Raw genomic sequence first — 12,913 nt, 5'->3', positions numbered from 1 at the left:
TCACTGCTGCGGGCAGCTGACCTCCTCTTCGTTATACAAGCTCATCGGCACGCGCTGGCCGTCGACTTCCAGCTCGCGCACCTTCGGCGGCACCAGCGAAAACTCGCCGGCCTGCAGCTTTTCACGCAGCGGCTGGCAGCGCAGCGTGTCGCCCGGAATCTGGCCGCGCGCATACCAGCCGCCGTCTTCCTTTTCCGCCAGCAAGACCGAGGTGGCGCGTGGATCATTGCTGATCAACAGCACTTCCTGGCGGCCATCGCCGTCGAAATCGAGCACATAGGCATCGCATAACTGCCCTGCCCGCTTCAGGCAGGCCGGCAGGCGCCAGCTTGGGCCGGCCTGGCTCCAGTCCTGCTGCAAGAAGCTGTTGGGCAACTTGATCGTGGCCGGGCGCACGATCAGGTTGATCGCCACATCGCTGAGCGCCCCCGTGTCATCGAAACGGTTCTCGCGCTGCAGCATGGCCTCGGCGCGCGCGCGAATGATGGCCGCCTCCGGGCCCTTGCGATACTTGAGTTCCTGCAAGGCCGCCTGGCCATAGCGGGCGCCCTGGAAACGCAGGTACTCGAAATCAAACTTGTCGGCGCCGACCTTGCCGCTATCCAAACGCGCCATCTGGCTGGCCACCGACAGGCGGGCCGGGTCCATCAGCGGCGACAGCAGCGCCAGCATCACCAGCAAGCTGATAAAGGCGGTGCCCACGTTGACATTGGCGATCCAGTTCAGCCAGTCGCCATACTTGCTGGCGGCCCAGGCATAGCCGACCGCGTAGCAGCTGGCAATCAGCAGGCACGCCGCCGCAGTCAGGCGCTCGGCTGTCCAGCCGTGCGCCATCACGCGCAAGGTCAGCGCATAGATGGCGATGCCGACCAGCCACGGCAACAGCAGGCACGACAGGCGCGTGCCGAAGCGGATGCCGCGCGCCACGCCCAGGCCCGCTTCGCCATTCTGGAAGGCCGCATTGATCAGCACCACCAGCAGGCCGGCCATGCCCAGCAGCACGGAGGCTGCATGGCGCGTGGCCCACAACCGCTCGAAGCCGATAAACGGCAGGGTCAGCAGGAAGCCGGCCACCAGCACGGCGGCGATCGGCATCAGCCACGACAGCAGCACCAGCAGCAAGGTGCGGATGCCGCGCACGATGGACGGGCGCACATCGGTGATATGGATCGCAAACGAGAACGCAAAGCACAGCACGGGTATCACGAACCAGGGCTGGGCCAGCAGCTTTTTCAGGAAGTTCAGCTTGATCAGCAGGAACAACTGCCCGCCCAGCCACAGCACCAGCACCAGCACGGCCACGAACAGCAGCGAAAACAGCAGCTGGATGCCGAGCTTCCAGGCAATTTCAAAATAGGTGGCATAGCTGGCCAGGCGGCGGCCATCCTGTGCGCTGGCCAGCACCAGCGCGTGGGCAATATAGAAGCCCACCACGCAACCGCCGAACAGCTGGAGCGACAGCACGCGCAGCGGCGCACCGGGCTTGTAGTTACCCCATATAAAATGCTCGGCGCCGCGCGACACGTCATGCAGCGCCAGCACTGTCAACACCAGCGCCGCGCCCGCCATCCACAGCCCGATGCGGCGCAGCGACAGATGGCCCAGGCTGGACACCAGCAGCACCGGCAGCAGCAAGCCCATCAGCATCAGCGGCGCCAGCAAGTATGGCTCGGTGGCGGGCCATGCATTGGCTTGCGCGGCGCTGTACAGCCAGTACAGCAGCAGGCCTTGCAGCAAGCCCGCGACCAGGCGCGTGACGGCGATGCGCGGCGCCACCACCGGATCGAGTAAAACAGTCGGGTTGCCAGTCGCGGCTTGCATGGGTGTCCTTTATGGTCTGATGCGCTATCGTCCGGGCATTATTGCATTTCGTTATGCCTGCCTCAAGCCGGATACGCGCAGCGGCAGGCTTTGCGCCAGCCCCCAGGCCAGCTCCGGCACGATGAACAGCCACAGCACCGGCTCCCCGGTAACCAGCAGCGCCCAACCCATCCACAAGGAAAACAGATAGCGGGCGGCGGCATCGTAACGGCCGAAGCGCGGCTGCGGGTCAACGATGCGCAGCACCGACCAGACCAGCACCACGCTGCCCAGCAGGCAGCCGATCAGCAGATGAAACGGCGCGAACACCGGCAAGGGCGCGCCGCCGAGCCGCACATTCACCGTGCTCAATTGTTCGCGCAGCAGCAGCAAGCTCCACGGCGTGGCGAATGCCCCCGTCATCAGCACATCATAGATGGCGCTGGCGCGTACCAGGCGGCGAAAAGCGGGAATCGGGAACATGGGCAAACTCCTGTCAAATAAAGACGCTCATGCTAAAGCGTGGAGTACACTCCAGGGTCAAGCACTTTAACGGAGAAGTCCATGCGGATTGGTGACATGGCACAGGCCACGGGATTGAGCCGCGATACCCTGCGCTTCTATGAGAAACGCGGTTTGCTGCGCGCGCGGCGCGGCGCCAACAACTACCGCGACTACCCGCCTGACGCGGTCGCCTGGCTGCGCTACCTGCGCACGGCGCAGGAACTCGGTTTTACCCTGGCGGAAATCGAGGCCGACATGCCACTGCTGGCGGCACCGGATGCGCCGGAAACGGCAGCGCTGCTGCGCGCGGCGCTGTCCAATAAACTGGCGGACATCGATGCGCGCATCGCCGGCCTGTCGCAGCTGCGCGCGGAACTGGCGCGGCGCCTGGAGACGCAGATGCAATCGTGTCCGCTGCGGGGAGCACATGATGCAGCTGCTTAAGCTCTTGCCACTGCTATTGCTGCTGGCGGCAGGCACCGTGAAAGCCGAGCTGGCCTGCGGCGACTTGCTGGCAAACCTGAAGCAGAAACCCGCCTACCTGGTCTATCAAGGCTGCAAGCAGGAAATGGCGCTGCAGGACCAGCCCTTTGTCGCACGCTACCGGGTCGAAGGCAAACAGGCACAGCAGGCAGAAGCGTATCTGCGCCGCAGCTACGGCTTGCCCGAACTGAAACGCTATTGCTGCATGTGGGACAGTACGCCGCATTTCTGGCGCGACCGCCGCAGCGGCATCGGCTATATGCTGGTGATGGCTTCGGGCGAAACGCAAGTACGCACGCGTGAAGCGTGGCCGCAGATCGAGCATTTCGAACTTAAAGTCAGCGCTTACGCACAAGACCCGTGAAGCTGTCAGTCCAGTTCGTGGCTGGCCACCAGCACGCCGTCGGCATCGGCATAGATCCAGTCGCCCGGTGACACCGCCACGCCGCTGATCTGCACGCGCACGTCGCGCTGGCCGGCGCCGGTCTTGCCGCTTTTGCGCGGATGCGTGGCCAGCGCCCGCACGCCGATCTGGCAGACATTGATTTCATCGCAGTCGCGGATGCAGCCATCGACCACGATGCCGGCCCAGCCATTGTGCTCGGCCAGCGCGCCCAGCTGGCCACCGACCAGCGCGCAGCGCAGGCTGGCGCCACCATCGATTACCAGCACCTGGCCCTTCCCCGGCATTTCCAGGGTGCTGCGCACCAGGGCGTTGTCTTCGTGCACTTTCAAGGTGGTGGCCGGGCCGCAGAAACGCGCTTTCTGGCCGAACGATCGATACACGGGCGGCAAGACGGCCAAGGTGCCGTCTTCCAGCATGGAGGCATAATCGTCGCACAGGTCGGTGGTGGCAAAAGTCATGGCAGCTCCGGAGTCGTTGCGGTTAGTCATGATTCTATGCCTTTTGCAGCGCCACGGCGCGTGTTTTTCTTCCACCCCCACGCCGGTCAACACGAATACCAGCGCCGGCCGCCTGCCATCCATCAGCGAGCCTGGAGTGCGTTGCAAGACAGGGGCTCACGACGCTGGCCTGGGTCCGGCCAGCCGCGCCTGCATCAAGATGACCACCAGCAGGAAGGCGCCGCGTATCACCGCCTGCCAGTAGACGCTCAGGTTGATCACCCCCAGGCCGTTCTCGAAGTTGAGCAGGTTGAAAATCAGTCCCAGCAGCAGCGCGCCCATCACCGTCGAGACGACCGAGCCGACGCCGCCGCTGAGCAAGGTGCCGCCCAGCACGACGGCGGAAATCGCCACCAGGTCCCAGCCCATGCCTTCGTTCGGCTGGCCTGCCGCGAACTGCGCCGCCAGGATTGCGCCGGCCAGGCCGGCCAGCAGGCCGCTCAGCGTATAGACTTCGATCAGGGTGCGTTCGACATTCAGGCCCATCATGCGCGCCGCTTCGGCGCTGCCGCCGACAGCCAGCGTGCGCTGGCCAAAGCCGCTGTAGCGCAGCGCGACGGCGGCGCCGATGAACACCAGCAGCGCGATCAGGAACGGAATCGGCATGCCCCACAAGTCGCCCTGGCCAAATTGCGTAAACCAGGTTTCCCACGAGACATCGACCGGTTGGTTGTCGGCCAGTCGCAGCGCCAGACCATAGGCACCCAGGCTGGTCGCCAGCGTGACGATAAACGGCTGCAAGCGCATGTGCGCGATGATCAGGCCGTTGACCAGGCCGCACAGGCCGCCGGCCAGTACGCCAGCACCGATCGCCAGCAGCGGCGACTGGCCGGAAAAAAGCGCCGAAACGACGCTCGACAAAGCGGCCACCTTGCCGACGGACAGGTCAATGCCGCCGGTGATGATGACGAAGGCCATGCCGATGGCGACCAGCACGAACATCGCGTTGTAGCGCAAAAAGGAGAACAGGTTATAGGCACCGGCGAAGTTTTCATAGCGCATGGCGCCAAAGGCGACCAGCGCCAGCAAAACAGACAGGATGGCGATATTTTTTTTCGCTTGCATGGTCGGACTTTCAAAAGCGGACAAAGGGGAGCGCCTGCTGACCATCAGTGGCGCCGCTGCAGGTAGACCGCCAGCACGATAATGGCCGACTTGACCACCAGCGCGCTGGCATCCGTCACACCGTGCGCCAGCAGCGTGTAGCGCACCAACTGGATGAACATGGCGCCGGCCAGCGTGCCGGAAATACTGGCGTGGCCGCCACTCAGCAGCGTGCCGCCGACAGCGACGGCGGCGATCGCTTCGAGTTCGACGCCGGCACCGACCAGGTTGGCGTCGGACGACGAATTGATGGCCACGGCGACCAGTCCGGCCAGTCCCGCCAGCACACCGCTGAGGGCGTACACGGCCAGCTTGACGCGCTGCACCGGCACGCCGGCCAGCCGCGCGGCGCGCTCGTTGCCGCCGACGGCCAGGATCTGGCGACCGAACAGCGTGGCGCGCAGCACCCACGCCACGACGGCCACCAGCACCAGCATCAGCACGACCTGCACCGGCACGCCGAGCACGCGGCCGGTGCCTATCCACTGGAAGCCGGGGTTGCTGAAAGTTTGCAACTGGCCGTTGGTCATCACTTGGGCGATGCCGCGCCCGGCGATGTACAGCACCAGCGTTGCGACGATGGCCTGGATGCGCCAGCGCGTCACCAGCCAGCCGTTGAACAAGCCGCACAGCGTCGCCGCCAGCAGTGGCATCACAAACGCGGCCAGCAACCCGGCCGGGCCAGCGACGTGCAGGAACAGCAGCGGCGCCAGCGTGCCGGCGATCGCCATCAGCGAGCCAACCGACAGGTCGATGCCGCCGGTGGCGACCACCAGCGTCATGCCGAGCGCGACAATGACGATGGTCGCCACCTGTGTCAGGTTGACGTTAAATGTCTGCAGCGACAGGAAATTGCTCGTGAAGGCGATATTAAACAGCAGCAGCGCCGCCAGCGCGAGCCAGACGCGCGGCACGCGCGCCAGCGCGCCAGCCAGCCTGGCCGGCGAGGAACGGGACCCGGTGGCCGGAATGGGTGTGGTCATGGTGGCAGTTACCTTGTTGTCAAATCGTGCTCGTTGGTGGGCTGGTGCGCCATCGCTGTCATGATGGACGCCTCGCTGATCTGCGCGCCGCGCAGTTCGTGCGTCGTGGCGCCGTCGCTGATGACGATGACCCGGTCGGCAGCCGCGACCAGTTCTTCCAGTTCCGACGCCGTCATCAGCATCGCCATGCCATCGCGCGCCAGTTCGTTGATCAGGCCGAGGATTTCAGCCTTGGCGCCGACGTCGATGCCGCGCGTCGGTTCGTCCAGCAGCAGCAGTTTCGGGTTGGTGCACAGCCAGCGCGCCAGCAAGACCTTTTGCTGGTTGCCGCCCGATAGTTCGCGGATCGGCTGGTCCGGGTGCGCGATCTTGATGCCGAGCCGCTGTATGAAGCGGCCGACGATTTCCTCCTGCCTGGCACGGTCGATCACGCCGTAGCGGCACAGCGCCGGATACAGCACCAGGCTGAGGTTTTCGCGCACCGACATGCCCGGTATGATGCCTTCGGCCTTGCGGTCTTCGGGCAGATAGGCGATGCCGGCGCGGATCGCGTCGAGCGGCGTGCGCAGCACGACGTCGCGGCCGTCGATGCGCAACGCGCGCCGCGCGCTCGGATCGGCGCCGAACAGCGCGCGCATCAACTCGGTGCGCCCGGCGCCCAGCAAGCCCGCCAGGCCGACTTTTTCGCCGCGCCGCACCGACAGGCTGGCGTCGCGTACTTTTGGCGGCGCGCTGACGCCTTCGGCTTCCAGGAACGGCGCGCCGGCCGGCGCCGCCTGCGCCTGCGTGGCGTCGGCGGCCGGCAGCAGCACCTGTTCCAGCGCGCGTCCGAGCATGGTGGTGATCAGGTCGATCTTCGACATGTCGCGCATCGGGCTGTCGGCGACGGTGCTGCCGTCGCGCATGATGGTAACGTGGTCGCAGACGGCGTACAGTTCGTCGAGCCGGTGGCTGACGAAGATAATGGAGCGGCCTTCGGCCTTCAGCTGGCGGATCACGCCGAACAGCCGTTCGGCCTCGCGGTCGTCGAGCGACGACGTCGATTCGTCGAGGATCAGCAGGCGCGCATCGACCGAGACGGCGCGCGCCATCGCCACCATTTGCTGGGTCGCCGTGCTGCATTCCATGACTGGCTTGCGCACGTCGACATCGACGCCGAAGCCGGCCATCAATCGCGTCGCCTCGTGCCGGGCATGGCGCCAGTCGATCAGGCCGAAGCGCCGCGGCTCGCGGCCGAGAAAGATGTTTTCGGTGATCGAGCGGTAAGGCACCAGGTTGATTTCCTGGTAAATCGTACTGATGCCGGCCGCGCGCGCCTGCTTGGGCGTCGAAAAATGCGCTTGGGCGCCTTCGAACAGGATATCGCCGCTGTCGCGCTGATACGCGCCGGTCAGGATCTTGATCAGCGTCGACTTGCCAGCGCCGTTCTGGCCGATCAGCGCGTGCACCTGCGCATGTCCGACTTCCAGGCTGGCGTCGCTGAGCGCCGCGATATGGTTGAATTTCTTGCAGATGCGCTGCATCTGCAGCACAGGGCCGCCTGTGGCGCCGACTGTATGCATGGCTTGTCTCCTGATATTTCCCGGCGTGCTCTGGCGTCGGCCTGGGCCGCGCCGGGCGCTCTGCTGGCGCCGTGTCCGGGAGGGTGCCGGCCTTGCAGCCGGCGCTTGCTGCACGCTGGCAGCGACAGCTTGATCAATAGGCGTTCGCCATGCTCGACTGGGCGTTCGACTTGTCATACAGCGCGTCGTTGACCTTGACCCATGGTTCGATCTTTTCACCCTTGGCCGAGCGCTGCGCGGTCTGGCAGGCCAGCGGTCCGAAGAACGGACTCGATTGCACCGTCGCGCCCATCTTGCCGGCGGCGATCAGTTGCAGCGCATCGCGGGTGCCGTCAACGCTGACGACGATGACGTCCTTGCCGGGCTTTTTGCCGGCCGCTTCAAGCGCGACGATGGCACCGACCGCCATTTCATCGTTGTGCGCATACACGGCCGTCACATCGGGGTGCGCCTGCAGCAGCGTTTCAGCCACCTGGCGACCCTTGTCGCGGTTGAATTCGCCGTTTTGCGACGCCACGATCTTCATGCCCGGCTGGGTCTTGATCAATTCGTCGAAGCCGCGTTTGCGGTCGTTGGCCGGCGACGAACCTGTAGTGCCTTCGAGTTCGATGATGGTGGCCTTGCCGCCGGTTTTCTCGATCAGCCATTTGGCCGCACGCCGGCCCTGGTCGACAAAGTCGGAACCGATAAAGGTGAGGTAGTCGCGGCCGGCCCTGACGACTTTCTGGTCGACGTTGCGGTCGACCAGTATCAGTGGAATTTTGGCGCGCTTGGCTTTCATGACGGCCGGGATCAGCGGCTTTTCCTCACGCGGCGGCAGCACGATCAAATCCACTTTCTGGGCGATCAGGTTGTCGACGTCGGATACCTGCTTGGCGGCCGAACTGCCCGCGTCGGTGACGATCAGATCCCAGTTACATTTCGCCGCAATGTCGCGCATGCTCTGCGTTTCGGCGATGCGCCACGGGTTATTGTTTTCGGACTGTGCAAAGCCGACCTTGTAGCGTGCCTTTTGCTGCACCTGCGGTGCTGCGTCGCTTGCCTGCGCCGTGTGCGCGCCGCAGGCTGCTGCCAGAGCCAGGGCGGCATGCAAGGTGGTCTTTGTCAGGATGCTGGCGGGATTGCTGCGCATAGTGTTCTCCATAGTCTCTTTTATATGCCTCAAGGGCGTGGTTGTTCATCCGGCGCCAGCAAGGTGGCTGGATGACAGGGCCATTTTTTCACCATTAATAAATTTAGTCAACGTGAATTAATATTATTACTAAAAATGATTAACCTGCAGGCGAGGCGTGGCCGTGCGCCTGCCTGGCGCCGGCATGGCAAACAAAAAGGCTATGTCACCATCAAATGTGGGAACGACCCCAACGTGGCCCTGAGCAAGCTTTCGGGGGACAATATTCTCCTGGCGTCGAGTATCCAGCGCCAGCCCAGGTAGTTGGACAGATAGCGCGTCGCGACGCCATGAAAGGCGCGCAGCCAGCCACGCAGCCGGCTGTGGTACGCGTTGACGTTCTGCACATGCACCGTGCCGCGCACACGGATGCCGGCCCGCAAGTTGACGGCTTCATGCAAAATGCCGATCTCCCTGGCAAACACCGGATAGGCCGGATGGCCATCGCTGACCAATAAAATGTCGCGGTCGATCACCGCTGGCAGGCAGGCGTGCAGTTTTGCCTTGGTCAGCTGGCCAAGACCAGTGACGAAATCGACGGTTTGTCCCGTGCGGTCACGCGCCACCAGAACACACACCTGCTGATTGGAAATGCCAGGTTTGCCTGCGCGGCCAGCGCGCTTGCGTGCCGGACGCGTCAGGTGCCGTGAACCTTTTTGCGACTCCAGCACATACATCTCGTCGGCCTCGGTGATGCCGTGCAGGCAACGCGGCCGGTCGGTCCTGGCGAGCGCAAGAAAACGATGGCGCCAGCGAAAACTGGTGTTGCGATGAATAGTCACTTGCGCGGCGGCCTTGCGCACCGAAAACGAATTGAGCAAACAATCCGCATAGGCCAGCCATCGTTCCTTGTGGTGCAAATAGGCCAGCCATCGTTCCTTGTGGTGCAAATAGGCCAGCGGCGTGCCTGTCAAGGCATTGAAAGTTTTGCCACAAGGAACACAGCGATAGCGTTGCAGGCCATGGGCCTGGCCGTGGCGGTGGAAATGTATCGACTGACAGACGGGGCAATGCAGTTGCGCCTGCACTGTCTGCTCAATCAGCGCTGCCGCCGCCTCCTGCGGCGCGCTACTGCGCAACAAGTTGCTGCTGGCAATACGCTGGCGATGCGATAGCAGTGAAAATTGTTTGGCGAAAATCTGCCACTGGGCTGTGTCCATGATCGGCTCCTGGAAGGAAATACCTGATCAGTTAGACAGCAGCAACTGCTTGGCGTTCCCACTGCTTTCGATGACATAGCCAACAAAAACAACGAAGAGTGGAGGTTGGTGCGGTGCGGCCTTGGGCGGCCGCGCCGGATCAGGCGGCCGCTTGCGCAGCGACCGAGTCACGTTCGACCAGCGGGCATTCCATTTTGATCGATGGGCGGCGCAGCTTGCGCGTGGCGCCGGCCGCTTGCGGCTCGCGCGCCTGTTCGATCAGCGTTTCGGCGGCCCAGCGGCCCATTTCATAGTTCGGCAGCAATACCGTGGTCAGCGCCGGCCGCGTGTAACGGGCAATTTCCTGATCGTCGTAGCCCATGATCGACAAGTCCTGCGGCACGCGCAGCCCCAGGTGCTGGGCGGCCTCGATCGCGCCCAGCGCCATCAGGTCGCTGGCGCAATAGATGGCGCTGGGCGGGTTGGCCCCGGTCAGCAGTGACGTAGCCTGGGTGAAGCCGGTGCCGAACAGCCAGTCGCCGTCGCGCACCAGCGCCTGGTCGAACGGGATGTCGGCCGTCGCCAGCGCCTGGCGATAGCCCTTGTAGCGGTTTTGCGCCGCATCCATCCACGGCTCGCCATTGATGAAACCGATACGCCGGTGGCCGGCATCGATCAGAAACTGGGTCGCGCTATGGCCGCCGACCAGGTCGCCCGGCACCACCGACGCATAACTGCGGTCCGTGCTGTAGCAGTTCAGCAACACCGTCGGGGCGCTGCGCAGTAACGCCGGCACCTCGACGGCGCGAGTGAAAATCGTCGAATAAATCACGCCCAGCACGGCCGGATTGTGCAGCATGCGCTGCAACACCGCCGTTTCCATATCCGCATTGCTGCGCGTGGCAAACACCGACACCAGGCAGCCCTGGTCCCATGCCAGGTCCTTGGCGCCGTCTATGCTCTGCACCGGATGCGGGCTGGTCGAGATCTCGTCGACCAGATAGACGATCAGATTGCGTTCCTGCTGGCCGCCCGCGCCGCGCCGCCAGGCGTTGACCGGATAACCGAGTTCGGCGGCGATCTTCAGCACATTGTCGCGCGTCTGGACAGACACCTTGGCGCCACTCATGTGGTTGAGCACCAGCGAGACGGTCGATTGCGACACGCCGGCCCGCGTGGCGATATCGGTCATGGTAGGCCGGCGAAGGGGAGTCTTGTCTGTCATGTACCGCTTTTCTCTGGTGGCGTGGGATCAGGTGTCAGGAAGATCATTATCCCCGATACGGCGCATTGCCGCAATGACAGGTAATAATATTACCAAATAACTTGACTTGGATTTGGCGCAAATGCACACTATAAAAAGGCAAGGCTGCGCCGTGCAGGCCTGCGCCGCACAGACCATAAACGAGACAAGGAATAGTGATGAGCCGTTATTCGACACAACAGCACCAGGAACTGGCCGATGAATTCAACCGCGAAGGCATCATCATCTTGCGCGGGCATTTCAGCGCCACCGTCCTGCAGGCCTGGGCGCAGGCATTCGCGCCACTGCTGGCCACCCATGTTGCAGAACTGGCCGACAGCAGCCGCGGCGCGCACCGCCACTACGTCACGCTGCCGTTGACGGGCGTATTTGCCGATGAAGCAATTTTCAACGACGACGACATTCTCGCCATCGTTGAAAAAGTGGCGGGTCCGGACCCGGTGATGTGCCAGTTTGCCAGCGATACCCCGATGCTCGGTTCGGATTACCAGGCGCTGCACCGCGATACGCCGGCGCTGTTTCCGGAAGCAGGCTTCGAGACGCCGTCGTTCCAGCTGGCGGTCAACTTCCCGCTGTGCGACGTGACGCTGCAAAACGGTCCGTTCGAGACCACCCGCGGCACCCACCGCATGCTGCGCGACGAGGCGTTTGCCAAGGTCGACTCGGACGACATTGCTGTCGAGGCGGTGCCGATGCAACTGGGCGACGTGATGATACGCGACGTGCGCGCCTTGCATCGCGGTACGCCAAACCGCAGCCCCGTCCCGCGCCCGATGGTGGTAATCGGCTACAGCCGCAGCTGGATGTTGCGCCCGGAGGTGCATATCGACGTCCCGCAAGCGACCTGGGACGCTTTGTCGCCGAGGGCGCGCCAGTTGCTGCGTTTTAATCCTGTGGTGCAGGAAATCACGGCCGGCAAAAAAGAAGAAACGTATAAAACATTCATGTATTGACCGGACCCGGCCGCAGCATTACCTTCGCTGGCGGGTGCCGCCAGCGGGTGCTTGCCATTGCGCACCGGATGGCTTACCCTGACCGCGATCGCGGCTTTGACACTTTCCAGATGACCCACATTCTTTACCCGCAGCACCTGACCATCTCGGACGACCGCTTTCGCCAGCTGGTCCTGCCCAATTCGCCGCTGCAGCAGCTCCATACCGGCAGCTTGTGGACCGAGGGGCCGGTCTGGTTCGGCGACCATGGCTGCCTGCTGTGGAGCGATATTCCCAACAACCGCATTTTGCGCTACAGCGAGGCTGGCATCAGCGTGTTTCGCCAGCCGTCCAATTTCGCCAATGGCAACACGCGCGACCTGCAGGGAAGGTTGCTCAGCTGTGAGCACGGCAGCCGCAGCGTCACGCGCACCGAACATGACGGCCGCATCACCGTTGTGGCCGACCGGATCGGCGCAAAACGCCTCAATTCGCCAAACGATATCGTGGTCAAGTCGGATGGCACGATCTGGTTCAGCGACCCCAGCTACGGTATCGACAACGACTATGAAGGTTATGTTGCGCCGCCCGAATATGACGGCTGCCACCTGTTTTGCTTCGATCCGCGCGACGGCTCGCTGCGCTCGGCAGCCACCGATTTCCAGCGCCCGAACGGCCTGGCCTTTGCGCCGGATGAACGTACGCTGTACGTCGTCGATACCGGCGGCACCCACATGGCGGACGGCGCGCACCATATCCGCGCGCTGCAGGTGTCCAGCGAGAACCGGATCGGCGCCAGCAGCCTGTTTGCCGACGTCAGTCCAGGCTTTCCGGACGGCTTGCGTCTCGATTGCCGCGGCAATATCTGGACCAGCGCCGGCGACGGCGTGCATTGCTACGCAGCCGACGGCACGCTGCTCGGCAAGATACTGGTGCCGGAGGTGGTATCGAATGTCTGCTTCGGCGGCGCGCGGCGCAACCGCCTGTTCATTACGGCCTCGACGTCACTGTACGCGGTGTATCTGAATATCGCCGGCGCAACCTGGCCCTGACGGTTGTGCCGCGCCC

The 12,913-nt window shown here is 63.8% G+C and carries 13 protein-coding genes; 4 read left to right on the top strand and 9 right to left on the bottom strand.

What is annotated here, in order from left to right; all coding sequences use genetic code 11:
- Both AC0Z42_RS07655 and AC0Z42_RS07650 read right to left on the bottom strand, forming a co-directional pair.
- Complete coding sequence (locus AC0Z42_RS07655) at positions 1–1,821, bottom strand: DUF4153 domain-containing protein (RefSeq protein WP_485467631.1); 1,821 nt, start codon at positions 1,819–1,821, stop codon at positions 1–3.
- Between the two features lie 51 nt (positions 1,822–1,872).
- The gene (locus AC0Z42_RS07650; protein WP_485467630.1) at positions 1,873–2,283 is read right to left on the bottom strand and encodes a hypothetical protein; all 411 of its coding nucleotides are present in this window, start codon (positions 2,281–2,283) and stop codon (positions 1,873–1,875) included.
- A gap of 81 nt (positions 2,284–2,364) precedes the next feature.
- Here AC0Z42_RS07650 and AC0Z42_RS07645 point away from each other — a divergent pair, with 81 nt between their 5' ends.
- Together AC0Z42_RS07645 and AC0Z42_RS07640 are read left to right on the top strand one after the other, a co-directional pair.
- On the top strand, positions 2,365–2,748 hold the full coding sequence (locus AC0Z42_RS07645; protein WP_485467629.1) for a MerR family transcriptional regulator: 384 nt from the start codon (positions 2,365–2,367) through the stop codon (positions 2,746–2,748).
- Complete coding sequence (locus AC0Z42_RS07640; RefSeq protein WP_485467628.1) at positions 2,732–3,151, top strand: DUF4952 domain-containing protein; 420 nt, start codon at positions 2,732–2,734, stop codon at positions 3,149–3,151. Before AC0Z42_RS07645 ends, AC0Z42_RS07640 begins: the two co-directional genes overlap by 17 nt.
- A gap of 5 nt (positions 3,152–3,156) precedes the next feature.
- On the opposite strand, the gene rraA is transcribed toward AC0Z42_RS07640, so the two are convergent.
- From rraA to AC0Z42_RS07605, 7 genes are all read right to left on the bottom strand, one after another.
- Positions 3,157–3,651 (bottom strand): ribonuclease E activity regulator RraA, encoded by a 495-nt coding sequence (rraA, locus tag AC0Z42_RS07635; RefSeq protein ID WP_485467627.1) that lies wholly within the window; start codon positions 3,649–3,651, stop codon positions 3,157–3,159.
- A gap of 156 nt (positions 3,652–3,807) precedes the next feature.
- The gene (locus tag AC0Z42_RS07630; protein WP_485467626.1) at positions 3,808–4,755 is read right to left on the bottom strand and encodes an ABC transporter permease; all 948 of its coding nucleotides are present in this window, start codon (positions 4,753–4,755) and stop codon (positions 3,808–3,810) included.
- A 44-nt stretch (positions 4,756–4,799) separates the two neighbouring features.
- Complete coding sequence (locus tag AC0Z42_RS07625) at positions 4,800–5,777, bottom strand: ABC transporter permease (protein ID WP_485467625.1); 978 nt, start codon at positions 5,775–5,777, stop codon at positions 4,800–4,802.
- Between the two features lie 8 nt (positions 5,778–5,785).
- Positions 5,786–7,339 carry a sugar ABC transporter ATP-binding protein gene (locus AC0Z42_RS07620; protein WP_485467624.1) on the bottom strand — a complete coding sequence of 518 codons (1,554 nt, stop codon included), beginning with the start codon at positions 7,337–7,339 and terminating at the stop codon, positions 5,786–5,788.
- 133 nt (positions 7,340–7,472) lie between these two features.
- Positions 7,473–8,471, bottom strand: coding sequence for an ABC transporter substrate-binding protein (locus AC0Z42_RS07615; protein ID WP_485467623.1), 999 nt, complete (start codon positions 8,469–8,471; stop codon positions 7,473–7,475).
- A gap of 200 nt (positions 8,472–8,671) precedes the next feature.
- Complete coding sequence (locus tag AC0Z42_RS07610; RefSeq protein ID WP_485467622.1) at positions 8,672–9,670, bottom strand: IS1595 family transposase; 999 nt, start codon at positions 9,668–9,670, stop codon at positions 8,672–8,674.
- 139 nt (positions 9,671–9,809) lie between these two features.
- The gene (locus AC0Z42_RS07605; RefSeq protein WP_485467621.1) at positions 9,810–10,874 is read right to left on the bottom strand and encodes a LacI family DNA-binding transcriptional regulator; all 1,065 of its coding nucleotides are present in this window, start codon (positions 10,872–10,874) and stop codon (positions 9,810–9,812) included.
- Positions 10,875–11,071: 197 nt separating this feature from the next.
- Between AC0Z42_RS07605 and AC0Z42_RS07600 the strand changes: the two genes are divergently transcribed.
- Positions 11,072–11,866, top strand: a complete 795-nt coding sequence (locus tag AC0Z42_RS07600) for a phytanoyl-CoA dioxygenase family protein (RefSeq protein WP_485467620.1) — start codon at positions 11,072–11,074, stop codon at positions 11,864–11,866.
- Positions 11,867–11,976: 110 nt separating this feature from the next.
- Positions 11,977–12,897: an SMP-30/gluconolactonase/LRE family protein gene (locus AC0Z42_RS07595; protein ID WP_485467619.1), complete on the top strand. Its 921-nt coding sequence runs from the start codon at positions 11,977–11,979 to the stop codon at positions 12,895–12,897.
- Positions 12,898–12,913 lie beyond the last annotated feature (16 nt).

The organism is Janthinobacterium sp. 1L-D-8-B-C4 (assembly GCF_057291295.1).
This window is presented reverse-complemented; position numbering and strand designations above follow the sequence as displayed.